Genomic DNA, 22,192 nt, shown 5'->3' on the forward strand with positions numbered 1-22,192 from the left:
GGCAGGTCGCCGCGCTGATAGCATCTGGACTGAACGCGCTGTCTTGAACCGGAGGGAATCCTTGACCCGATCCGACCTGTCCGCGCGCGACCACCGGAACCTGCCCGACGATATTCCCGATCCACGCCCGATCATCCTGTCCGACTTGTCGCAGGCGCTGACCCTGGGCTGGCGCGACTTCCGCCGCGCGCCTGCCTTCGGCCTGATGTTTTCGGCCTTTTATGTGCTGGGCGGCTGGGTGCTTGCCTCGGTCGCGCTGGCCTCGGGGCAGGAATGGTGGCTGATCCCCTTCATCCTGGGCTTCCCGCTGATTGCGCCCTTCGCGGCCGTTGGTCTGTACGAGGTCAGCCGCAGGATCGAGGCGGGCGAGCCGCTGGACACAGCCCGCATCCTGCGCGTGGTCTTCGATCAGCGCCAGCGGCAGATCCCGTCGATGGCGATGGTGATCCTGCTTTTGTTCATGTTCTGGGTCTTCGTGGCCCATACGGTCTTCGCGCTGTTCATGGGCGTGTCGGCGCTGACCAACATCACCTCCTCGCTTGCGGTGCTGCTGGAGGGCAGGGGGCTTGCGATGCTGGTCCTGGGCACGATCATCGGCGGCGGCTTCGCGGCCGTGCTGTTCTGCTTCACCGTCGTGGGCCTGCCCCTGCTGCTTGATCGAGAGGTCGATTTCATCACCGCCATCATCACGTCCTGCCGTGCCGTGGCGGAAAATCCAGGCGTAATGGCAATCTGGGCGGCGCTGATCGCGATCTGGCTGTTCCTGGCGATCCTGCCTGGCTTTCTGGGCCTGCTTGTGGTGATGCCGGTCCTGGGCCATGCCAGCTGGCATGTCTATCGCCGGGTGATGCCAGGCTGCTAGCCGCGCCCGATGAAAGGCATGTTGGTCGCCAGGACGGTCAGGGACTGGACATTCGCGCCCCTGGGCAGGCTGGCCATGTGAAGGACGGCATCGGCGACCACGCCCACGTCCATCAGCGGTTCCGCGCCCGGCGTGTTGGCGCTGACCTGGGCCAGCAACCCGGTCGCGGCATTGCCGATGTCGATCTGGCCGCAGGCGATGTCGAAGGGACGCCCGTCCAGCGACAGCGATTTCGTCAACCCCGAGACCGCGTGCTTCGAGGTCGTATAGGCAATCGAACCCGGTCTCGGCGCATGGGCGGCGATCGACCCGTTGTTGATGATCCGCCCGCCCTGCGGGTGCTGCGCGCGCATCAGCCGGAACGCCGCGCGGGCACACAGGAACATCCCCGTCACGTTGGTTGCGATCACGTCGCGGAAGGTGGCGGGATCGACTTCGTCCGGCGTGGCGGGATCGGCGCCGCGCCCGGCGTTGTTGAACAGCACGTCCAGCCGACCCCATTCCGCACGGCAGCGGTCGAAGGCCGCGTCCACGGCGGCCTCGTCCCTGACGTCGCAGGGCAGGATCAGGGCAGGTGTGCCCCGGGCGGTGTCGCGCAAGCCGCCTTCCTTGCGGCCCAGCAGCGCGACCCGCCAGCCTTCGGCCAGAAAGCGCCGCGCGGTGGCCCGCCCGATGCCGCTGCCCGCGCCGGTGATGACGACGGATCGCGCCGCGGCCATGTCAGACGACCTTCTGGGTCTGCTGGCCCAGCCCGTCGATGCCCAGGCGCATCACCTGCCCGCGCCGCAGATAGACCGGCGGCTTCTGCCCCATCCCGACGCCCGGCGGGGTGCCGGTGGCGATCACGTCGCCCGGCATCAGCGTCGTGAAGCGGGACGCATAGGACACGATCTCGGCCGGGCCAAAGACCATCGTCGCGGTCGTGCCGTCCTGGAAGCGGTGTCCGTCAACCTCCAGCCACAGGCGCAGGGCGGCGGGATCCGCGACTTCGTCCGCGGTGACCAGCCAGGGGCCGATGGGGCCAAAGCCGTCATAGCCCTTGCCCTTGTCCCAGGTGCCGCCACGCCGCAACTGCCAGTCGCGTTCGCTGATGTCGTTGATGACGCAATAGCCGGCGATGTGATCCGCCGCCCGGTCCAAGGCGATGTCGCGCCCGCCGTTGCCGATCACGATGCCCAGTTCCACCTCCCAGTCGGTGGCGGCCGAATCGGGCGGAAGGGCAAGGTTGTCGTCCGGCCCGGCGATGCAGCTGGTCCACTTGGTGAACAGGATCGGCTCGGCCGGGACGTCCATTCCCGCCTCGGCGGCGTGATCGGCGTAATTGAGGCCGACCGCCAGGAACTTGCCGACGCTGCCCACGCAGGCCCCAAGCCGCAGATCCTGCTGCGGCGTCCCCTCGACCAGGGGCAAGGAGGCCGGGTCGATGGCGCGCAGGGCGGCCAGGCCCTTGGTGGTCAGGCAACCGCCGTCGATGTCCGACAGATGCCCCGACAGGTCGCGCACCGCTCCCTCGCCGTCCAGGACGCCGGGTCGTTCCTGACCCTTCGCGCCGTATCTTACCAGTTTCATGCGTCCTCCCCTGTTTCGTTCCGTCGAACCTGTCCCGGAACCCTAGCGGAAGTCCAGCCGCCGCATTCTTGCGGATTGGCAGATGCTTTCTGCAGGCCCGCGCGAAAGTCGGGCCGGGGCAGGCATGACAAAACGGCCCGCGCAGGGCGGGCCGGCATGACAAGGGCAGAAGGCTTACTCCGAAGCGGGCGGAGCCAGCTTCTTGGTCGGGCCGTTGGCGATCGGGTCTTCCTGCCGCTGGACCGAACCTTCGAAATGCGCGCCGGATTCGATGGCGATGGTCTTGTGGATGATGTCGCCCTCGACCCGCGCGGATGCGGACAGGCGCACCTTGAGGCCGCGGACCCGGCCGACCACGCGGCCGTTCACCACCACCTCGTCGCCCACGATCTCGCCCCGGATGGTGGCGGTTTCGCCGATCACCAGCTGGTGGGCGCGGATGTCGCCCTCGACCGTGCCCTCGATCTGGATGTCGCCTTCGGTGCGGATATTGCCGACAACCGTCAGGTCCGGCGACAGGATCGACGGCGCATTGCGCCGCGCGGGCGATGCCGCAGGCGCTTCGGGCCGGTCATGATGGGGGGCGGGGGCCACGGCATCGGTCCCCGGGGCCGCGGGCGAGGGGGGCGTATGGGGTTTTTCAGTCACACGGGTCTTACTGAACATTGCTGGCTGCCTTGATGAAGCTCATCGGGTCAACGGCCCGACCCTTCATGCGCACCTCGTAATGCAGATGCGGCCCGGTCGAGCGTCCGGTATTGCCCATATCACCGATCAGTTCGCCTTGCGACACCCTTTGGCCGGTCTTCACGCGAATCCGGGACAGATGGCCATAGCGGGTTTCCACCCCCAGCTCGTGCTGGATCTTGATGAGATTGCCATAGGCCCCCAAACGTCCGGCATAGATCACCACGCCGTCGCCCGTGGCATGGATCGGCGTGCCGACCGGGGCCGCCATGTCGATGCCTTCATGCGCGCGCCCCCAGCGGCGGCCGAAGCCCGAGGTATAACGGAACGACTGCTTCACCGGCATGGCCAGCGGCAGCTTCTCCATCGCGATGCGATAGGTGTTCATCTGGTCCAGCGTGACGATGATCTGGTTGGCCTTCGTCTCGCTGTTCGAAAGGGCCGCGTCGCCACGGGTCGAATAGCTCATCGGGGTCAGCGGGCCGCCCTGGCCGGAATAGCCTTCGCGGATGGTTTCCAGCACGTCATCGGGGTTCATGCCGACGGACCGGAACACATCGTCCAGTGGCTCGACCGAGATCGAGACGGCGTTTTCAAGCTGGGTCAGGATCTCGTCGTTGCGGGCCAGGATCTGTTCACGTTCCAGGGCCAGCTCCTCGGCCGTCTGGCGGGCCGCCTCGGCTTCCTGGACGGCGGAGGCACGTTCGTCGGCCGCCTGGCGCAGTTCGCCCGTCACGATATCCAGCGCGGCGGTCACTTCCTCGGCGTGGACATGGGAATGGTCGTCGGTCGCATCGGCCACGGCGCGGGCGCTGTCGCGTTCGTCGATGGCGCTGCGCAGGGTGGACTGCACGCTGTCGAGGCCGGCTTCGAGTTCCCGGCGGCGTTCCTCGGCGGCCAGAAGCTGGGTCTGCATCTGCGAGACCTTGTCAAGCGCCAGGGCAAAGCGGTTCTGCGCCGCAAGCGCCTCGGCCGCGCGGGCATCGCGTTCCTGGGACAGTTCTGTCAGGCGCTGCTCGAAGGCCGAGGTGGTGGCGGTGATCTGGTTGCGGGCCGAGGTGCCGGCGCTGAGCGCGTCGATCGCCAGGATCGAGCTTGCAACCAGCGTCCAGCCAAAAGCCAGCGTGATGCCGCTGATGCCGACAAGCTGGGTCAGGGGACGCAGGCGGACGAACCGGCTTTCGTCGTCAGAGCGCAGGTGGAGCCGTTTTTCCGGCAGGATGCGTTCCAGCGAAGCGTTGAGGCGGTTCGTCAAGGTTGGCAAATCATGTCCCCCGTTGGCGCGTCCGAGATGACTCGGGCGATCTGGTTCCGGTTCGCTGCGGGTAAACCGCATGTGTGCCTTCCTGGCAACATCAGGATCGTTTCGGTTCCCTTGATGCGCGGAACCTCGCCCCTTCGGGCAAAAATCCGCCGACTGGCACAAGATGTAGGGGCCGCCCTCAGGATATCTCATAGGGTAGTGGTCCGTTGCGTTCGCCCGGTATGCGCAGCGGCCGGTCGATGGGCGGCACGGACCGCTGGTGGCAGTCGGGGCGGGGGCAGATCCGGCAGGAGATGCCGATGGGCTCGAACGCGCGGGGCTTGGTCAGGTCCAGCCCGTCGGCATAGACGACGCTGCCGGCATGGGACACTTCGCAGCCCAGGCCGATGGCGAAGCGGCGCACCGGCGCGTTGAAGGCGCCCGCGTGCTTGGAAACGTCGCGCGACATCAGCAGATAGCGCATCCCGTCCGGAGTCTCGGCCAGTTGCCGCAGGAAGCGGCCGGGCTGTTCAAAGGCCTGGTGGACATTCCACAAGGGGCAGGCGCCGCCGAAGCGGGCGAATTGCAGGCGCGTGGCGGAATGGCGCTTGGTGATCGTGCCCGCCTGATCGACGCGCACGAAGAAGAAGGGAACCCCCTTCGCGCCGGGCCGCTGGAGGGTGGACAGACGGTGCGCCACCTGTTCCAGCGAAGCGTCGAACAGGTGCGCCAGCCGTTCCAGGTCGTGCCGTTCGGCCTGGGCTGCGGCCAGAAAGGCGCGATAGGGCATCAGCGCCGCCCCCGCGAAATAGTTGGCAAGTCCCACCCGCGCCACGTCCCGCGCGGTCTGGCTGCGGAACCGCGCCAGATCAAGCGTAGCGTCCAGCAGGTCCGACTGGCGTTCCAAAGCAACAAGATGCAGCAGCTGGAAAAGCTGCGTCGGCCGTTCGGCGGCGGCATTCACATGGATTTCCGTCCCCACGCGTCGAAAGACCGCATTGGCGGGCAGTTCCGCCCGCGTCACGCGGATCCCGCGGGCGGCAAGGGCCGCGACGCCCGCGTCCCACGGATCCAGCCGCTGGCCCGCCGGGCAGGCAAAGCGTTCCGCCGCGCGGTCCACGGCGTCGATGTAGTTGTCGCAGTAATGGAAGAAGTCGCGCACCTCCTCCCACGGGGTGGAGAGGGCGTTCTGACCAGACGCGCCGATCGCCTCGTCCAGGGCGGCAAGGCGTTCCTGGCCTTGCCGATGCGCGCGGTAGAGGTCCAGGAAGGCCCGCGCCAGCACCGGCGCGTTGGTGGCGGCAAGGCGCAGGTCGGCCAGGGGCGGAACGGCATCAAACAGCGGATCGGCCAGGGCCTCCTGCATGTCGATCACCATGCGTTCGGCGTCGCCCGCAGCCAGCGTTGTCAGGTCCACCCCGAATTCCTGCGCCAGCCGCAGCAGCACCCCGGCGGAAATCGGGCGGTGGTTGTTTTCCATCTGAGACAGATAGGGCAGGGACACCCCCAGCCGTTCGGCGAAGCGCCGCTGGGTCAGCCCGCTGCGCCCCCGCGTTTCGCGCAACGACGTTCCGGCATAGATCTTCTGCATGGCCATGATGCGTCCCCCCTTTTGCAAAAGCTGCATTAGCTTTTGCAAAGCGGTCACGACAAGAGCCGCGATGGATGGACCGACGATGGGACGGATCAGGATCATGGCATGATCGTGGAGCAAAATCCCTAAGATATCGTTGCGGCTTGCACCCCGCCCCGCCACGCGGTTTGATCGTGTCATGAAGCAGCGTCCCGGAAACCGCGTCCTGACGGGAACCCGCATCCGCGAACGCCGCCTGGCGCTGTCGCGGCGGCAGGCGGACGTGGCGCGCGAGGCCGGGATCTCGGCCGCCTACCTGAACCTGATCGAGCACAACCGCCGTCCGGTGGGCGACCATCTGGTCCTGCGCCTGGCCGCCGCGCTGGACGTGTCGGCGGCCGAACTGGCCGAAGGGCGCGAGGAGGCCCAGATCGCGGCGCTGCGCGAGGCCGCGGCGCGGCTGCCCGACGACGTGACGCCCGAGCTGGACCAGACACCCGAACTGCTGGCTCGATTTCCCGGCTGGGCCTCGGCGCTGATCGCCACGGCGCGGCGGGCCGATGCGCATGAACGCCAGCTTGTCACCCTGTCTGACCGGATGCGGCAGGATCCCTATCTGCTGACCACCCTGCACGAGGTGCTGTCGGCGGTGACTTCGGTCCGCTCCACGGCCTCGATCCTGGCGGAAGGGGGCGAAATCCCGCCCGACTGGCGCGCGCGGTTTCACGCGAACCTGGACGGGGACAGCCTGCGCCTGTCCAGCACCGCGCAGGCCCTTGTCGCCTATCTGGACAGTTTCGAGGCGCAGGACGCGATCTTCACCCCGCAGGAGGAGGTCGAGGCCTGGCTTGCAGCGGGCGCCCCGCCCGTCGAGGAGGCGGCCGACCTGGCCTCGGATGCCGCCCGCGCCCTGGCCCGCGCCCACCTGCTGCGCATGGAGGAGGAGCGCCTGGCCCTGCCGGATGCGGCCCTGGCCGAGGCCGCGGCGGAAGAGGCCGACCCGCTGCGCATGGCCGACCGGCTGCGCCAGCCCCTGGACCTGGTGATGCGCCGCCTGGCGCTGCTGAAACCGGCTGGGTTCGAGGCGGCGGGCCTTTTGGTCTGCGACGGATCGGGCGCGCTGACGCTGCGCCGCCCGGCGCCGGGCTTTCCCCTGCCGCGTCCCGGCGACGCCTGCCCGCTTTGGCCGCTGTTCCAATCCCTTGCCGCGCCGCAGACCGCCATCGCAAGGCTGGTCGAGGCGCCGAACGGCCGACGGTTCCGCACCCTGTCGCTGGCCACCCGCCACCAGCCCCTCGGGACCGAGGGGCCGGTGCTGACCCGCGCGCAGATGCTGATCCTGCCCGAGGAGCCGGGCTCGCCCGGAAGCCCGGATCTGCTGATCGGTCCCGCCTGCCGCATCTGCCCGCGCATCGATTGCGCGGCGCGGCGTGAACCCTCGATCCTGCTGGCGGCGTGAATCCTTTGACAGCGCGGGCCCGCCCGGCACATTATCGTGGCACCTGGGGGGACCATCGACCGAATGCTCGACATCCTGATGATCGAGGATGAACCCAACATCGCCGAGGCGGTGCGCTTCATCCTGTCCCGCGAAGGCTGGCAGGTCGCGCTTCATGCCGACGGCGCGGGCGGGATCGAGGCGATCAGGGGCGCCAAGCCGCGCCTGGTCATCCTGGACGTGATGCTGCCGCATCGGTCGGGGACCGAGATCCTGGCGGAACTTCGGGGCGACCAGGACCCCAGCCTGGCGGCGACGCCGGTGCTGATGCTGACGGCCCGCGGGCAGGCCTCGCTGTCGCTGCCGCAGGCGGATGCCGTGCTGGCCAAGCCCTTCGCCAATGACGACTTGCGCGCCATGGTGCGCCGGATGCTGAACTGACCACCATGCCCGACCGGCCGCTGTTTCTCGAACGCGCCTCGTTCCGCCGCCGGCGGCTTGGCGACGCGGCGCGCGTTCTTCCGATGCTGGCGGCGATCCTGGTCCTGGTCCCGGTCTGGTGGATCCCGGCGCAGGTCAGCTTCGCGGCGGGCGCGGTCTGGCTGTTCGGCCTGTGGGCCGGGTTGATCCTGGCCATCTTCGTGCTGCACCGCGCGCTGCGCCGGGCGGATGCCGCCACCCTGCGCGCGACCCAGGCGATGGCGCGGGACGACGATCATGCCCTTTGAGGCGCTTGTCGCGGGCTGCCTGGCCTATGTCGCGCTGATGTTCGGCGTGGCCTTTGCCGCCGACCGTGCCGCCTCCAGGGGCCGGGTCCGGTGGCTGGACCATCCGGCGGTCTATACGCTGTCGCTGTCCGTCTATTGCTCGGCCTGGACCTTCTACGGAGCGGTCGGCTACGCCACGCGGTCGGGGCTGGAATTCGCCACGATCTATCTGGGGCCGACCATCGTCTTCTGCGGCGCCTGGTGGGGGCTGCGGCGCCTGGTGCGGGTGGCCAGGATGCATCATGTCACCTCGATCGCCGACCTGATTTCCGCCCGCTTCGGCAAGTCGAACCGCCTCGCCGCCCTGATCACGCTGATCGCCGTCATTGCCGCCACGCCCTATGTCGCGCTGCAGCTGCAATCGGTCAGCCTGTCCTTCGAGGTCTTCGCGACCGACAGCCTGACCGACATCCCGCTTGCCGGCGGCGGCGGCACGGCCCTGTGGGTGGCTGCGGGACTTGCGCTGTTCACCATCGTCTTCGGCACCCGCAACCTGGCCGCCGACGAACGCCACCACGGGGTCGTCACGGCCATCGCGCTCGAGGCGGTGGTCAAGCTGATGGCCTTTCTGGCGCTTGGCGTTTTCGTGGTCTGGGGACTGGCCGAGGGCCCTGCCGACATGCTGGACCGGATCGCGCAGGCCGCGGCCGGCCATGATGGCTGGCTGCTGAAGCCCGACCGCTGGACCGCGCTGATCGTCGTGTCTGGCGCCGCGATCATCGCCCTGCCGCGGATGTTCCAGGTGCTGGTGGTCGAGGCCGCGGACGAGGATCGGCTGGCGGTGGCCGGATGGGCCTTTCCGGCATACCTCTTCGCGATGTCGCTGTTCGTGCTGCCCATCGCGGTCATGGGCCAGCAGCTTCTGCCCGCCGACGCCAATCCCGACCTGTATGTCCTGACGCTGCCCGCGCAGTCGGGGCAGAACTGGCTGGCCTTTCTGGTCTTCCTGGGCGGCTTTTCGGCCGCAACCTCGATGGTGGTCGTCTGCACTATCGCACTTGCGACCATGATCTCGAACCACTGGCTGGTGCCGCTGTGGCTGATCCTGCGCCGCAAGCCCCAGACGGGCGACCCCGAGGATCTGCGCGGCTTCGTCCTGAACGCCCGGCGGCTGGCGATCCTGGCGGTCATGGCAGTGGGCTGGGTCTATTACCGCGCCACGGGCGGGACGGCGGCGCTTGCCTCGATGGGGCTGGTGGCCTTTACCGGCATGGCGCAGGTGCTGCCCGCGATGATCGGCGGGCTGTTGTGGCGCGGGGCGAACCGGCAAGGGGCCTATGCGGGCGTGGGCACGGGCTTTGCCTTGTGGCTGGCGCTGATCTTCCTGCCCTCGGTCGGAATCGGCCAAGATCCCGCGCTGCCGCCAAGCGTTGATCCCCTGGCCTTCGCGATCTGCCTGTCGCTGGCGCTGAACACGCTGGCCTTTATCGTATTCTCGATCTTCGGGATGCCCGACCCGGTCGAGCGCCTGCAGGGCCTGTCCTTCGTCAGCGCCGTGGATCCGGTCCGTCACGGGCGCATGGCCCGCGGCGCCGACCAGGTCGAGCCGCTGCTGGTGATGGCCCGCCGCGTCTGGGGGGCCGAGGACGCGCTGCGCTTCTTCCAGTCCGAGGCCGCGGCGCAGGGCAAGTCCGGCTATCTGCCCGACATGACGCCGCGCTTCCTGACGCGGCTGGAACGGCGTCTGGCGGGATCCATCGGCGCGGCCACCGCCCATGCGATGATCGACAGCGTGGCCGGCGGGTCCGAGTTGACCGTGTCCGACCTGATGCAGGTCGCGACCGAGGCGCAGCGTGCCAAGGAGGAAACGCAGCGCCTTGAAAACGCCCGCGCCGAACTGGCCCGCACCGCGACCCAGTTGCGCGAGGCGAATGACAAGCTGACGGCGCTGTCGATCCAGAAGGACGCCTTCCTTGGCCAGATCAGCCACGAATTGCGCACGCCCATGACCTCGGTCCGGGCCTTTTCGGAAATCCTCCGCTCGCCCGATTTGTCGGATGCGGATCGCGACCGCTTCGCGAAGATCATCTATGACGAATCCGGCCGCCTGACGCGCCTGCTGGACGACCTGCTGGATCTTTCGGTCCTGGAAAGCGGGCAGGCGCAGTTGTCGATCACGCCCGCAAACCTGCACGACCTGATCGAACGGGCGCTGTCGGCCGCCTCGGCCACCCAGCCCCAGCGGGTGTTCCGCCTGGACCGGGAACCGCTGGCCGAATACGTGGGTGTCATCACCGACGCCGATCGGCTGCTGCAGGTGCTGATCAACGTCATCAGCAACGCCCGCAAGTATTGCGATGCCGAGCCTCCGGTCCTGTCCATCCGCGTCCGCCGGACCCTGCGCGGCGGGGCGCAGATCGACATCGCGGACAACGGGTCCGGGATCGAGACCGCCCGCCAGGCGCTGATCTTCGAAAAGTTCTCGCGCCTCAACGACCCCGCGCGGGCAGGGGGGGCGGGCCTGGGCCTGGCCATCTGCAAGGAGATCATGGCCAACCTGGGAGGAGAGATCACCTATCTGCCCGGCCAGGGCGGCGCGGCCTTTCGCATCGTCCTGCCCCGCCGGCCGCCGGTACCAGCGGATGCGGGGCTGAGGCGCGCATAAACCCTTTCTCAACCGCTTTTTGCCAGATTGCGGATCAGGCAAGGACGATTCGGGGCGAACATGGCGCAAACTGGTCAGGCAGGACTGTTAAGGACGCTGCTGCGGGCGCGCGACCGTGACGGGGACAAACCCGCCCGCCTGCCGCAGCCCCAGCCCTTGTCGCCCGCGCGCGCGGCAGCCAATGCGGTGGGCCGCGCGGCAGAGCGCCTGTATCGCCTGCCCGTCATGCCGGTCGAAATCAAGCCGGGCACAGCGGCCCTTGCCGAACTGCCCGAAATGCTTCCCGACCAAGGGCTTCTGGTGGTCCTTCAGGGACCGGGCGACCAGGTCGGCATGATGGCCCTTGGGTTCGAGACCGTGACCGCCCTGATCGAGGTGCAGGCCTTGGGCCGCGTCACCGCGCGCCCCAGCGAAAGGCGCAGGCTGACCCGCAGCGATGCGGCGATCTGCGTCGATTTCGTCAACGCGCTGATGGCGGAACTGGGATCCGAGATGGCTGGGCTTGACGGTTTCGGCGGCGTGCAGGGCTATCGCTATGCCACCTATCTGGACGATCCGCGCCCGCTGATCCTGATGCTGGAGGATCGGCCCTATCGCAGCCTGTCCCTTGACCTGCGCATGGGGGGCACGGAAACCCGCAATGGGTCCATCCTGATCGCGCTGCCCCACAAGGCCGAGGCTAGGGCGCCACAGCCCTTGCACCTCTCGGCGGCGTTGCCGCCAGCGGCCACGTCCCAGGATGGTGCGCCGCTTGCACCCCCCGCATCGGCTGCGGACGCGACCTTGGCCGCAGCCATGGCCTTGGCCCCGGTCGACGTCGTAGGGGTTCTTTGCCGCCGCACCATGACGCTGGGCGAGTTGCGCGGGCTGGTGCCCGGCAAGCTGTTGCCGCTGCCCCGCGTCACCTTGGCCGAGGCGCGGTTGGAAACGCGCGACGGCCAGCTTCTGGCGACAGGCAAGCTGGGCGAGTCCGAGGGCTGCCACGCCCTGCGGCTGCACGACCCGGCCCGAGCGACCCCCGCAGGCCGGCTTGACCCGATCACGCCGCCGGTCACGACCACGCCGCCCGACCTGGCCCATGCCGACCCCTTCCGCAGCGCTGAACTGGTCCAGCCCGCCGGCCACGACGCCCTTGCCCGGCAGGCGGCAGGGGCGTGAAATGCTGATTACACTTGAAATCCCGGCGGGGCGGTTCCATTTAACCCCGGTCCCGAATCAGGCGGGGCGATCAGGATGGAGTAGTCATGGCCAAGGAAGAAATGCTCGAATTCCCCGGCGTCGTGAAGGAACTCCTGCCGAATGCGACGTTCAGGGTCGAGCTGGAAAACGGCCATGAGATCATTGCGCATATGGCAGGAAAGATGCGGAAGAACCGCATCCGCGTTCTTGCCGGCGACAAGGTGCAGGTGGAGATGAACACCTACGACCTGTCCAAGGGACGGATCAATTATCGCTTCAAGTGACACGGGCGCCGCGATGACCGCGCCCCGTCCCGACCCCCGAAACGACCATGCGCGCCCGCGGCTGATCCTTGGATCGGCCAGCCCGAGGCGCCTGGATCTTCTGGCGCAGATCGGCATCGTCCCCGACGAGGTCCGCAGCGCCGATATCGACGAAACCCCGCTCAAGGGCGAACTGGCGCGCGACTATGTCCGGCGCATTGCGCTTGCCAAGGCCCAGGCCTTCCACCTGGCGCCGTCCGAAGTGCTGCTTTGTGCCGACACGACGGTGGCCGTCGGACGCCGCATCCTTGGCAAGCCAGGCTCGCCGGCCGAGGCTGCGGATTTCATGCGCCTCATGTCCGGCCGCCGCCATCGCGTTTTGACGGCCGTGGTCCTGCGCGACGGCGACCGCATCCGCGACCGCCTGGTCGAGACCACCGTACGGATGCGGCCCATCGCGCCCCCCGAACTGGAAGCCTATCTGGACATGAACGACTGGCAGGGCAAGGCGGGCGGCTATGCCATCCAGGGCGCGGCGGCAGCCTTTATCCCCTGGATCCAGGGCTCGTTCTCCTCGGTCGTCGGCCTGCCGCTGTCGGAAACGGCGGCCATGCTTGCGGCCTGCGGTGTCACCATGAAGGAACCCCGATCATGAAGGGACGTCAGGTCGTTCTGGGCCAGCTTTTCGGCGTCGAGGCCGCCGCGCTTCTGGAGGACGGCGTCCTGACTGACCTGCTGGTCGACGCGAACGCGCTGTCTCCGCTGGTGCCCGGCGACATCTGCCGGGGCGTCGTCGAACGCCTGATGAAGGGGCAGGGCGGCGTCTTCCTGCGCCTGCCCGAAGCACAGCGGGGCTATCTGCGAGACCGATCCGGCCTGCGCGAGGGGCAGTCGCTGCTGGTGCAGGTGACGGGCGTTGCGGACGAGGGCAAGGCCACGCCCGTGACCGGGCGCATCCTGCTGCGCGGCAGGCACGTGCTGGTCACGCCCGGCGCGCCCGGCATCAACGTGTCCCGCCGCATCCGGGACGATGAAACCCGTGCCCGGCTGACCGGCCTGGGGCAGGCGGCCTTGCCCCCCGAGGATACCGGCATCATCATCCGCAGCATCGCCGAGCTGGCCGAGGACGAGGATATTGCCGGGGAACTGCGCGGCCTTCTGGACCTGTCGGCCCGGATCGCGGGCGAGGTGGCGGGTGGTCCGGAACTGCTGCTGGGCGCCCCGTCACCCCATGAACAGGCCTGGATGGACTGGGCGGATCCCGAACCCGAGGCGGTCGAGGAAGGCCCTGACAGCTTCGAACGCTGCGGCGTCCTCGAGGCGGTGGACGCGCTGTTGTCGCCCGTCGTGCCCCTGCCGGGCGGCGCCCATGCCGCGATCGAGCCCACGCGCGCCCTGCTGGCCATCGACGTGAACACCGGCCAGGACGCCAGTCCCGCCGCCGCGCTGAAGGCCAATATCGCCCTGGCCCGCGACCTGCCGCGCCAGTTGCGCCTGCGCGGGCTTGGCGGGCAGGTGGTGGTGGATTTCGCGCCGGTCCCCAAGCGCGACCGGGCCACGCTTGACCAGGTGCTGCGTGCCGCCTTCAAGGGCGAAAGCGCCGAAACCTCGCTGATCGGCTGGACCACGATGGGCCTTTACGAAATCAACCGCAAGCGCGACCGCATCCCCTTGCATCGCCTGGCGCAGGCGGCCCGCTGATGGCCTGCCCGATCTGCAACAAGCCGGGCGTGCCGGCCTATCGTCCCTTCTGTTCGAAACGCTGCGCGGATGTCGACCTGGCGCGCTGGCTGCGGGGCGATTATGTCATCCCCGGCCTGCCGCAGGACGACCTGTCGTCGGACCAGGCGCCGGAAAGCGAAAAAAACACCGGCGGGGGTCTGGACAGTCGCATCAAGCGTCCGTAAACACCGCGTCACGCCACGCGCCAGACGGTGCGCAAGGTTGCCCGGATAGCTCAGTTGGTAGAGCAGCGGATTGAAAATCCGCGTGTCGGCGGTTCAAATCCGTCTCCGGGCACCATCCATCCTTTCGAAATCCATCTGATCCCGATATCCGGTCTGGCGCAGCGTCCGGTCTTGCACCGGGGCCGTTCGCGGTGCAGATGCTGCGAAACCCGCCGCGGTCTTGCGGCGCTGTGCACGAAGCAGGATCGTTGCGAAAGGAAGGCACATGTCACCAAAGGCAAACCTTGCAGGAGCGGCGCATGTCTGACAGCAATCCCGGCCCGGTCGAGCGGGATTGGTCGGCGGCGATCTCGCCCATCGAGGAGATCATCAACGAGGCCCGCAACGGCCGGATGTTCATCCTGGTGGACCACGAGGACCGCGAGAACGAGGGCGATCTGGTGATCCCCGCGCAGATGGCCACGCCCGAGGCGATCAACTTCATGGCGACCCACGGGCGCGGGCTGATCTGCCTGTCGATGCCCGGCGCACGGATCGACGCCCTGGGGCTGCCGCTGCTCAGCGCCAAGAACTCCAGCCGCCACGAGACCGCCTTCACCATGTCGATCGAGGCGCGCGAGGGCGTGACCACCGGCATCTCGGCCCAGGACCGGGCGCATACGATCGCCGTGGCGATCGACCCGACCAAGGGTCCGTCCGACATCGCCACGCCGGGCCACATCTTTCCGCTGCGCGCGCGCGAAGGCGGCGTCTTGGTCCGCGCGGGCCATACCGAGGCCGCGGTCGATGTCGCGCGGCTGGCGGGGCTGAATCCGTCGGGCGTCATCTGCGAGATCATGAACGACGACGGCACGATGGCGCGCCTGCCCGATCTGGTGGCCTTCGCGCAACGGCACGGGCTGAAGATCGGCACCATCAGCCAGCTGATCGCCTATCGCCGCCGCCACGACAACCTGATCGCGGAACGCGGCCAGATGGCGGTCACGTCCGTCCACGGCGGCGACTGGATGATGCGGGTCTTTGCCGACGACACCTCGGGGGCCGAACATATCGTGCTGACCAAGGGCGACCTGACGCAGCCCGGCCCGGTGATGGTGCGGATGCACGTCCTGGATCCGCTGCACGACGTTCTGGGCATCGGGCGCGAGAACGCGGGCACGCTGGGCCAGGCGATGCGGATGATCGCCGACGAGGGCAGAGGCGTCGTGGTGCTGTTCCGCGACATCGAGCCCCGCCTGCCGCGCCAGGACGAGGTTTCGTCCCATGTCCTGCGCCAATACGGGCTGGGCGCGCAGATCCTGTCGGTGCTGGGGCTGTCGGATCTGATCCTGCTGACCAATTCGGCGCCGGTCAGGGTGATCGGCCTGGACGCCTATGGTCTGTCGATCCATTCGACCCGCCCGATCAAGGAGTGAACCCATGGCCGCCAGCATCGAACACCATCAACTGCCCTTGCCCCGCATCGACGGCAACCTGCGCCTGCTGATCGTCGTCGCGCCCTATTACCGGCAGGTGGCGGACGGACTGGTCGCGGGCGCCCGCGCGGTAGCAGAATCCGCAGGCGCCGAGGTCGATCTGGTCGAGGTTCCCGGCGCGCTTGAGATCCCGACGGCAATTGCGCTAGCGGCCGCGGGCGACCTTTACGACGGCTATGTCGCGTTGGGCTGCGTGGTGCGGGGCGAAACGACCCATTACGACACGGTCTGCAATGACAGCTCCCGCGGGCTGACGCTGCTGGGCCTGCAGGGGCAATGCATCGGGAACGGCATCCTGACGGTCGAGAACCTGCCCCAGGCCGAGGTTCGGGCCGATCCGCAGGGCCAGAACAAGGGCGGCGGTGCTGCTGCGGCGGCGCTGCACCTGATCGCGCTGAAGCGTCGCTGGCAGGTCTGACCGCCCGCGCCACGTCATGAAAAAGGGGGCCTTCCGGCCCCCTTTCCTTATCCCGCCAGCAGTGCCGCGTTGCCGCCCGCCGCCGTCGTGTCCACGCACAGGTGGCGTTCATGCGCGACGTGGCCGAAGTCGGGCAGGCTGGTGACCAGTTGCACGATCTCTCCGTCCCGTGCGGCCAAGCCTTCGGCATAGGCGCGGCCCTGCGCCTCGTCGCCCCACCACAGCACCGCAGCCATGGCCGGCAGGCGCGTCAGGACATCGGGCGCAAGCGTGCCATCCGCGCCAACCGCATCACCGCCAAGCGCCGCAACGGCGGCCATCTGGGCGGCCACGGTGTCTGCACCCGGCCCCATGCACAGCACCGGCGGTCGCGTATGGGCCGTCAGGCGGTTCAACTCGCCAGTCGGGCCAGGCATCAGACGCTCGTCGATCTTGCGCGAGACATGTGCCTCAAGCTGCGAACGGATGCGGGCTTCGTCGGCCTGGCCCTGCCAGTTTCCGGTGCCGCCGGCAGGTGCCCGGGGCGCGAAGAACCGGGGCACATAGCGCGGGCCGCCGGCCTTGGGGCCGGTCCCCGACAGCCCTTCGCCGCCAAAGGGCTGGCTGCCCACCACCGCGCCGATCTGGTTGCGGTTGACATAGATGTTGCCGACATGGACCGCGTCCGAGATTTCCTGCACACGGCTGTCGATGCGGGTGTGCAGGCCGAAGGTCAGCCCGAAGCCGCGCGCGTTGATGTCGGCCACGACCCGGTCCAGCTTGTCGGCCTTGAAGGTCGCCACATGCAGGACCGGCCCGAAGATTTCGCGTTCCAGGTCGCCGATCCCGCCGACGCGCAGCATGGTGGGCGCGATGAAGGTTCCGCGCGACGGCGCGTGCAGCTTGTGGATGACGCGGTTGCCGTTGCTGGACAGATAGCCCACAATGTCGTCACGCGCGCGCGTGTCGATCACCGGGCCCACGTCGGTGGACAGGTTCCAGGGATCGCCCACGACCAGTTCGTCCATCGCGCCCTTGATCATCTCGATCAGGTGGGGGGCGATGTCTTCCTGCACGTAAAGGCAGCGCAAGGCGGAACAACGCTGGCCCGCCGACCGGAAGGCGCCGTTCACGATGTCGCGGACCGCCTGTTCGGGCAGGGCGGTCGAATCGACGATCATGGCGTTCAGCCCGCCGGTTTCCGCGATCAGCGGCGTGCCGGGGGCCTGGTGCCCGGCCATCGTCCGCGCGATGGTCTGCGCGGTCGCGGTGGAGCCGGTGAAGACCATGCCGTTGACGCGCGGATCCTGCGACAGGGCGGTGCCCACCACGCTGCCGCGCCCGGTCAGCATCTGCAGGACGGCAAGCGGCACTCCGGCCTGGTGCATCAGCCTGACGCCCAGGGCCGCGATGATCGGCGTCGCCTCGGCGGGTTTCGCGATCACCGCGTTGCCCGCCATCAGCGCAGCCGCAATCTGGCCGGTGAAGATCGCCAGCGGGAAGTTCCAGGGGCTGATCGCACCGACGATGCCGCGGGGTGCGCCGGGATTCGTCTCGCCCTCGGCCGCGTAATAGCGCAGAAAGTCGACCGCCTCGCGCAGTTCGGCCACGGCGTCGGCCAGCGACTTGCCGGCCTCGCGCGCAAGGATGCCGAAGATCGGGCCGAAGTTCTCCTCGTAGAGGTCGGCCGCGCGGCGCAGGACGGCGGCGCGTTCCGACGCGGGCGCGTCCCAGATGCGGGCATCGTCGATGGCGCGGGCGGTGGTTGCGGCATCGGCCATCAGGACCGAGGCCAGGCGTTCGCCCGTGGCGGGGTTCACCACCTCATGCGCCTCGCCCGTGGGCGGGGATACGGTCAGCGGCGCCACGTCGGACAGCGCAACATCCCGCGCCGCGTTGATCCGCGCCAGGGTCTGTTCGTCCGACAGATCGAACCCAACCGAATTGCGGCGCGAGGAACCGAACAGGTCCGCCGGGGCCAGCAGGGATGCGGGGGCCTTGGCGGTGGCAAGCGCATCAAAGGGATCGCGCGCCACTTCCTCGGGCGTGACGGTCTCATCGACGATCTGGTTCACGAAGCTGCTGTTCGCGCCGTTTTCCAGCAGGCGGCGCACCAGATAGGCCAGAAGGTCGCGATGCGCGCCCACGGGGGCGTAGATGCGGCAGCGGCCGCCCGTCTCGCGCAGCACGATGTCGTGCAGGCGCTCTCCCATGCCGTGCAGTCGCTGGAATTCGAACCGGATGTCGCCGGCCATTTCCAGGATCGCGGCGACGGTGTGGGCGTTGTGGGTGGCGAATTGCGGATAGATCCGGTCGGCATAGCCGATCAGCTTGCGGGCATTGGCGATATAGCTGACATCGGTCGCGACCTTGCTGGTGAACAGCGGAAAGCCCGGATGCCCCTCGACCTGGGCGCGCTTGACCTCGCTGTCCCAATAGGCGCCCTTGACCAGGCGCACCATGATGCGGCGGTCCAGCCGGGTCGCGGTCTCATGCAGCCAGTCGATGGTCTGGCTGGCGCGCTTGCCATAGGCCTGCACCACCACGCCGAACCCGTCCCATCCGGCCAGCGAGGGGTCGGACAGCACCGCCTCGATGACCTTCAGCGACAGGACCAGGCGGTCCTGTTCCTCGGCGTCGATGTTCATGCCCATGCCGGCGGCCTTGGCCTGCCGAGCAAGGCGCAGCACGACGGGCACCAGCTCGCGCAGGACGCGGCCTTCCTGCGCGACCTCGTATCGCGGATGCAGCGCCGACAGCTTGATCGAGATGCCGGGATTTTCCTCGACCGAACCCTTGTCGCAAGCCTTGGCGATCGCGGCGATGGCGTCGGCATAGGCGCGGTCATAGCGGGCGGCGTCGGCCCCGGTCATCGCGGCTTCGCCCAGCATGTCATAGCTGTAGGTGAAGCCCTGCGCCTCGCGCGTCTTGGCACGCGACAGGGCGTCGTTGATGGTCTGGCCCAGCACGAACTGGCGGCCCATTTCCTTCATGGCCCGGCCCACGGCGGTGCGGATCACCGGCTCGCCCAGGCGGCGCACCATGCGGCGCAGCGTGCCCGCCTGGTCGTCGTCCAGCACCTTGCCCGTCAACATCAGGGCCCAGGTGGATGCGTTGACCAGCGAGGACGATGCCTCGCCCAGATGCTTGCCCCAATCGGACGGGGCGATCTTGTCCTCGATCAGGGCGTCGATGGTGATCTTGTCGGGGACGCGCAGCATCGCCTCGGCCAGGCACATCAGGGCGACCCCTTCGCGCGTGGACAGGCCGTATTCCGACAGGAAATGCTCCATCAGGGACGGACGCGCCTCGGCCCGGATGCGGCGGACCAGGTCGGCCGCGCGGGCGGTGATGGCGGCGCGGGCGGCGGGCTGCAGGCCGGCCTGGGCCGTCAGGTGTTCCAGAAGCTGCGCTTCGTCAGCAAACTTGGCCTGGGTGGAAAAGACGCTGGGGCTGACGGACGACGACATGGCCTGACTCCTTGACTGGTCCGGCGGAGTTATCAGAGAATATCTAGGCCGTGTGCCTGAAGATGAAGATCGTCCTGGGCAGATCGAACAATTGCGGAAGGATTCCTGGGATGAATGTCAAGCTGGACGCCTATGACCGCAGGATTCTGGCCGAACTGACGCGCAACGCCCGCATCCCGGTGGCCGAGCTGGCCCGAAAGGTCGGCCTGTCCAAGACGCCGATCACCCTGCGCATCAAGCACCTGGAGGAGATCGGCCTTATCACCGGGTATCGCGCGATCCTGTCGCCGCTGAAGCTGGGCCTGACCCATGTCACCTATGTCGAGGTCAGCATGAGCGACACCCGGGAAGCCGCGCTGCAACAGTTCAACGCCGCTGTCCGCGCCATTCCCGAGATCGAGGAATGCTACATGATCGCCGGCGGCTTCGACTATCTGATCAAGGTCCGTTCGCGCGACATGGCCGATTTCCGGCGCATCATGGCCGAGAAGATCTCGGGCCTGCCGCATATCAGCAACACGTCAAGCTATGTGTCCATGGAGGCGGTGGTGGAGCAGACCTTCACCCTGGGCGAATAGACCGCAGGATGGCAACAGGGCCAGGTTGACGTGAAAGTGGCGGAGAGGGTGGGATTCGAACCCACGGAACCCGTGAAGGCTCAACGGTTTTCGAGACCGCCCCGTTCGACCACTCCGGCACCTCTCCGCGCTTTTGGGGTGGTGAGGCGGGGATTTAGAGGGGTAGGGGTTGAAGCGCAAGTGCTTTCTGTCGAAAAAAACACCTGTATCAGGAAAGGATGCCCGATGCTGCGGTTCTTGTGTTTCTGCTTTCTGGTCGCCTTCGCGCAACCCGGTCATGCGCAGCCCGCGCCGCCCGTCCCGCAGCACCAGCAGGCGGCACGGATCCTGTGGGAGGTGATGCAGCTTGACCAGCTTGCGCCCACCCTGCGCGACGAGGCCCTGGCCGAGGGTCGCGAGATGGCCGCGACCATGTTTCCGCGCGGCGGGACCGGCCGCTGGCTGGAACAGGTCGCGGCGATCCATACGCCCGCGCGCATCCGCGCCTTGTTCCTGCGCGGGGTTGCCGAAGCGCTGCCCTCGACCGATCCGGCGCATCTTCAGGCAGGGCTTGCCTTCTACCGGACCGGCCTGGGGCGGCAGCTTCTGGCCCTGGAGACCCGCGCCCGCGTCGCCATGCTGGACGACAAGGTCGAGGAGGCCGCGCGCCGGGCCTGGGAACAGGCGCAGCGACAGTCCACACCCCGCGCGGACCGGATCGAGCGCCTGATCCAGGCCGCCGACCTGATCGAGCCGAACGTGGCGGGCGGCCTGAACGCCTCGGTCGCCTTTGCCCGCGGGTTCGAGGCGGGCGGAGGCTTTCCGATGCCCATGGGCGAGGACCAGATGATCGCCGACGCCTGGGCCGAGGAAGCGCGGATGCGGGCCGACACGGAAAGCTGGATCGGCGCCTATCTGTTCCTGGCCTATGCGCCCCTCAGCGACGCGCAGCTGGACCTTTACACGATCTTCGCCCAGTCGGACGGGGGCCGGGCCTTGGCGCGGGTGATGTTTGCAGGGTTTGACGGCGTGTTCACGCGGACCTCGCAGGACATGGGCCTGGCCGCCGCCGCGGAACTGAGGGGGCGCCAACTGTGAGCGGCACCGTTCTTCTGGTGGGCGTCCTGGCCCATCCCGACATGCAGCAGGTCCTGGGCCTGGATGGCCGGTCCGAAGTCCTGCCGGGCAGGCTTGCAGGCGGCGCGCGGGCCGGGATCGACAAGGACGGCTGGCCCCGGCTCGAGGGGGGCGGGGGGACCGTTCCCGCGGTCCGGGTCACGCCCAATCCGGCCCTGGAACGATATTCCGCCGTGATGGATCTGAAGCCGCGACACGGCATCCTGGGCCTGGGCGATGGCAAGACCGAGGGCGAGGCGCAGCCTGCCCTTGCCGCCGGAATCGCACGGCATATCCTGACCGCGCCCCCAGATCAGCCCGCCGGGGACATCGCGAAGCGGCTGACGATGATCGGGGTGATTGCGGCCTCGGAACTGCGGGGGTCGGAAAGCCCTTATTCCGGCAGCCCGCTGGTCGATCGTCGCGCGCCCGAGGATGTCCAGATCCTTGAACAGCACGAAGCCTATGGCGGCTTCTTCTCGGTCCAGGTCTGCAAGCTGCGGCATCGGACCCATGCGGGCGGGATGACCCCGGACCTGCCTCGCGAGGCGCTTGTGTCAGGTGATGCGGTCGTGGTGCTGCCCTGGGATCCGGTCCGCGACCGCGTGCTTCTGATCGAGCAGTTCCGCATGGCCCCGGTGTTCCGCCGCGACCCGCAGCCCTGGCTGCTAGAGGCCGTCGCCGGTCGCGTCGACGCGGGCGAGACGGTCGAGCAGGCAGCCCTGCGCGAGGCGCGCGAGGAAGCGAACCTGCCGCTGACCCGCCTGTTCCCGGCGATCCACCACTATCCCAGCCCCGGTGTGCTGGGCGAATATCTCTATCTTTATGTCGGCATCGCCGACCTGCCCGACGGGATCGAGGGCGTCCACGGCTTGGAAACTGAAGCCGAGGACATTCGCGGTCATGTGATCGGCCGCAGCGACCTGGCCCGGATGGCCATGTCGGGTCAGGTGGCAAACGGCCCCCTGGCCATGCTGTCGCTGTGGCTGGAACTGCGAAAGGACACGATCCGGGCTGCGCTTGGGCAGGTCTGAACAGGGGGGCGGGGTTGTGCCCTGGCGGGGGCCATGTGTAGTTAGCGCGG

Annotated in this window: 21 protein-coding genes and 2 tRNA genes; 16 read left to right on the forward strand and 7 right to left on the reverse strand. The window is 68.3% G+C overall.

The genetic code is table 11. From position 1 onward, the window contains the following. Window positions 1–61: 61 nt before the first annotated feature. The gene (locus FIU66_RS03915; protein WP_240544730.1) at window positions 62–862 is read left to right on the forward strand and encodes a DUF2189 domain-containing protein; all 801 of its coding nucleotides are present in this window, start codon (window positions 62–64) and stop codon (window positions 860–862) included. Here FIU66_RS03915 and FIU66_RS03920 read toward each other — a convergent pair. From FIU66_RS03920 to FIU66_RS03940, 5 genes are all read right to left on the reverse strand, one after another. After that, complete coding sequence (locus FIU66_RS03920; protein WP_167621490.1) at window positions 859–1,581, reverse strand: SDR family oxidoreductase; 723 nt, start codon at window positions 1,579–1,581, stop codon at window positions 859–861. The two genes, FIU66_RS03915 and FIU66_RS03920, sit on opposite strands and share 4 nt — an antisense overlap. Window position 1,582: 1 nt before the next feature. Next, on the reverse strand, window positions 1,583–2,431 hold the full coding sequence (locus FIU66_RS03925; protein ID WP_167621491.1) for a fumarylacetoacetate hydrolase family protein: 849 nt from the start codon (window positions 2,429–2,431) through the stop codon (window positions 1,583–1,585). 174 nt (window positions 2,432–2,605) lie between these two features. Then, window positions 2,606–3,097: a polymer-forming cytoskeletal protein gene (locus FIU66_RS03930; RefSeq protein ID WP_167621492.1), complete on the reverse strand. Its 492-nt coding sequence runs from the start codon at window positions 3,095–3,097 to the stop codon at window positions 2,606–2,608. Beyond that, window positions 3,087–4,373 carry a DUF5930 domain-containing protein gene (locus tag FIU66_RS03935; RefSeq protein WP_240544731.1) on the reverse strand — a complete coding sequence of 429 codons (1,287 nt, stop codon included), beginning with the start codon at window positions 4,371–4,373 and terminating at the stop codon, window positions 3,087–3,089. Before FIU66_RS03935 ends, FIU66_RS03930 begins: the two co-directional genes overlap by 11 nt. A 187-nt stretch (window positions 4,374–4,560) precedes the next feature. Then, window positions 4,561–5,958 carry a short-chain fatty acyl-CoA regulator family protein gene (locus tag FIU66_RS03940; RefSeq protein WP_167623381.1) on the reverse strand — a complete coding sequence of 466 codons (1,398 nt, stop codon included), beginning with the start codon at window positions 5,956–5,958 and terminating at the stop codon, window positions 4,561–4,563. 175 nt (window positions 5,959–6,133) lie between these two features. Between FIU66_RS03940 and FIU66_RS03945 the strand changes: the two genes are divergently transcribed. From FIU66_RS03945 to FIU66_RS04000, 12 genes are all read left to right on the forward strand, one after another. After that, window positions 6,134–7,393, forward strand: a complete 1,260-nt coding sequence (locus tag FIU66_RS03945) for a helix-turn-helix transcriptional regulator (protein ID WP_167621494.1) — start codon at window positions 6,134–6,136, stop codon at window positions 7,391–7,393. A 63-nt stretch (window positions 7,394–7,456) separates the two neighbouring features. After that, window positions 7,457–7,813: a response regulator transcription factor gene (locus tag FIU66_RS03950; RefSeq protein WP_167621495.1), complete on the forward strand. Its 357-nt coding sequence runs from the start codon at window positions 7,457–7,459 to the stop codon at window positions 7,811–7,813. Window positions 7,814–7,818: 5 nt separating this feature from the next. Further along, window positions 7,819–8,100, forward strand: a complete 282-nt coding sequence (locus tag FIU66_RS03955; RefSeq protein ID WP_191310009.1) for a hypothetical protein — start codon at window positions 7,819–7,821, stop codon at window positions 8,098–8,100. Next, a complete protein-coding gene (locus tag FIU66_RS03960; protein ID WP_167621496.1) occupies window positions 8,090–10,744 on the forward strand; it encodes an ATP-binding protein in 2,655 nt (884 codons plus the stop codon). The genes FIU66_RS03955 and FIU66_RS03960 overlap by 11 nt, the downstream gene beginning before the upstream one ends. Window positions 10,745–10,804: 60 nt before the next feature. Further along, entirely contained in the window at window positions 10,805–11,902 is a 1,098-nt protein-coding gene (locus FIU66_RS03965; protein ID WP_167621497.1) for a FliM/FliN family flagellar motor C-terminal domain-containing protein, read from the forward strand. A gap of 86 nt (window positions 11,903–11,988) precedes the next feature. After that, window positions 11,989–12,207: a translation initiation factor IF-1 gene (infA, locus tag FIU66_RS03970; RefSeq protein WP_036636451.1), complete on the forward strand. Its 219-nt coding sequence runs from the start codon at window positions 11,989–11,991 to the stop codon at window positions 12,205–12,207. Window positions 12,208–12,220: 13 nt separating this feature from the next. After that, the gene (locus FIU66_RS03975) at window positions 12,221–12,841 is read left to right on the forward strand and encodes a nucleoside triphosphate pyrophosphatase (protein ID WP_167621498.1); all 621 of its coding nucleotides are present in this window, start codon (window positions 12,221–12,223) and stop codon (window positions 12,839–12,841) included. After that, entirely contained in the window at window positions 12,838–13,887 is a 1,050-nt protein-coding gene (locus FIU66_RS03980; protein ID WP_167621499.1) for a ribonuclease E/G, read from the forward strand. The genes FIU66_RS03975 and FIU66_RS03980 overlap by 4 nt, the downstream gene beginning before the upstream one ends. Next, a complete protein-coding gene (locus FIU66_RS03985; RefSeq protein WP_167621500.1) occupies window positions 13,887–14,093 on the forward strand; it encodes a DNA gyrase inhibitor YacG in 207 nt (68 codons plus the stop codon). Before FIU66_RS03980 ends, FIU66_RS03985 begins: the two co-directional genes overlap by 1 nt. Window positions 14,094–14,132: 39 nt before the next feature. After that, window positions 14,133–14,208, forward strand: a tRNA-Phe gene (locus tag FIU66_RS03990). 184 nt (window positions 14,209–14,392) lie between these two features. After that, on the forward strand, window positions 14,393–15,508 hold the full coding sequence (ribB, locus tag FIU66_RS03995) for a 3,4-dihydroxy-2-butanone-4-phosphate synthase (protein WP_167621501.1): 1,116 nt from the start codon (window positions 14,393–14,395) through the stop codon (window positions 15,506–15,508). A gap of 4 nt (window positions 15,509–15,512) precedes the next feature. After that, complete coding sequence (locus FIU66_RS04000; RefSeq protein ID WP_167621502.1) at window positions 15,513–15,986, forward strand: 6,7-dimethyl-8-ribityllumazine synthase; 474 nt, start codon at window positions 15,513–15,515, stop codon at window positions 15,984–15,986. Between the two features lie 47 nt (window positions 15,987–16,033). On the opposite strand, the gene putA is transcribed toward FIU66_RS04000, so the two are convergent. Then, complete coding sequence (putA, locus tag FIU66_RS04005; RefSeq protein ID WP_167621503.1) at window positions 16,034–19,435, reverse strand: bifunctional proline dehydrogenase/L-glutamate gamma-semialdehyde dehydrogenase PutA; 3,402 nt, start codon at window positions 19,433–19,435, stop codon at window positions 16,034–16,036. Window positions 19,436–19,545: 110 nt separating this feature from the next. Between putA and FIU66_RS04010 the strand changes: the two genes are divergently transcribed. Beyond that, entirely contained in the window at window positions 19,546–20,013 is a 468-nt protein-coding gene (locus FIU66_RS04010) for an Lrp/AsnC family transcriptional regulator (protein ID WP_167621504.1), read from the forward strand. Between the two features lie 37 nt (window positions 20,014–20,050). Here FIU66_RS04010 and FIU66_RS04015 read toward each other — a convergent pair. Continuing rightward, window positions 20,051–20,140: transfer RNA gene (locus FIU66_RS04015), tRNA-Ser, on the reverse strand. Window positions 20,141–20,238: 98 nt separating this feature from the next. Between FIU66_RS04015 and FIU66_RS04020 the strand changes: the two genes are divergently transcribed. Together FIU66_RS04020 and FIU66_RS04025 are read left to right on the forward strand one after the other, a co-directional pair. After that, the gene (locus FIU66_RS04020; RefSeq protein ID WP_167621505.1) at window positions 20,239–21,090 is read left to right on the forward strand and encodes a hypothetical protein; all 852 of its coding nucleotides are present in this window, start codon (window positions 20,239–20,241) and stop codon (window positions 21,088–21,090) included. Then, window positions 21,087–22,142, forward strand: a complete 1,056-nt coding sequence (locus FIU66_RS04025; RefSeq protein WP_240544732.1) for an NUDIX domain-containing protein — start codon at window positions 21,087–21,089, stop codon at window positions 22,140–22,142. The genes FIU66_RS04020 and FIU66_RS04025 overlap by 4 nt, the downstream gene beginning before the upstream one ends. The last annotated feature ends 50 nt before the right edge of the window (window positions 22,143–22,192 follow it).

This window comes from Paracoccus sp. AK26 (assembly GCF_011801365.1).
In the GTDB taxonomy this organism is placed as follows: Bacteria; Pseudomonadota; Alphaproteobacteria; order Rhodobacterales; family Rhodobacteraceae; genus Paracoccus; species Paracoccus aerius.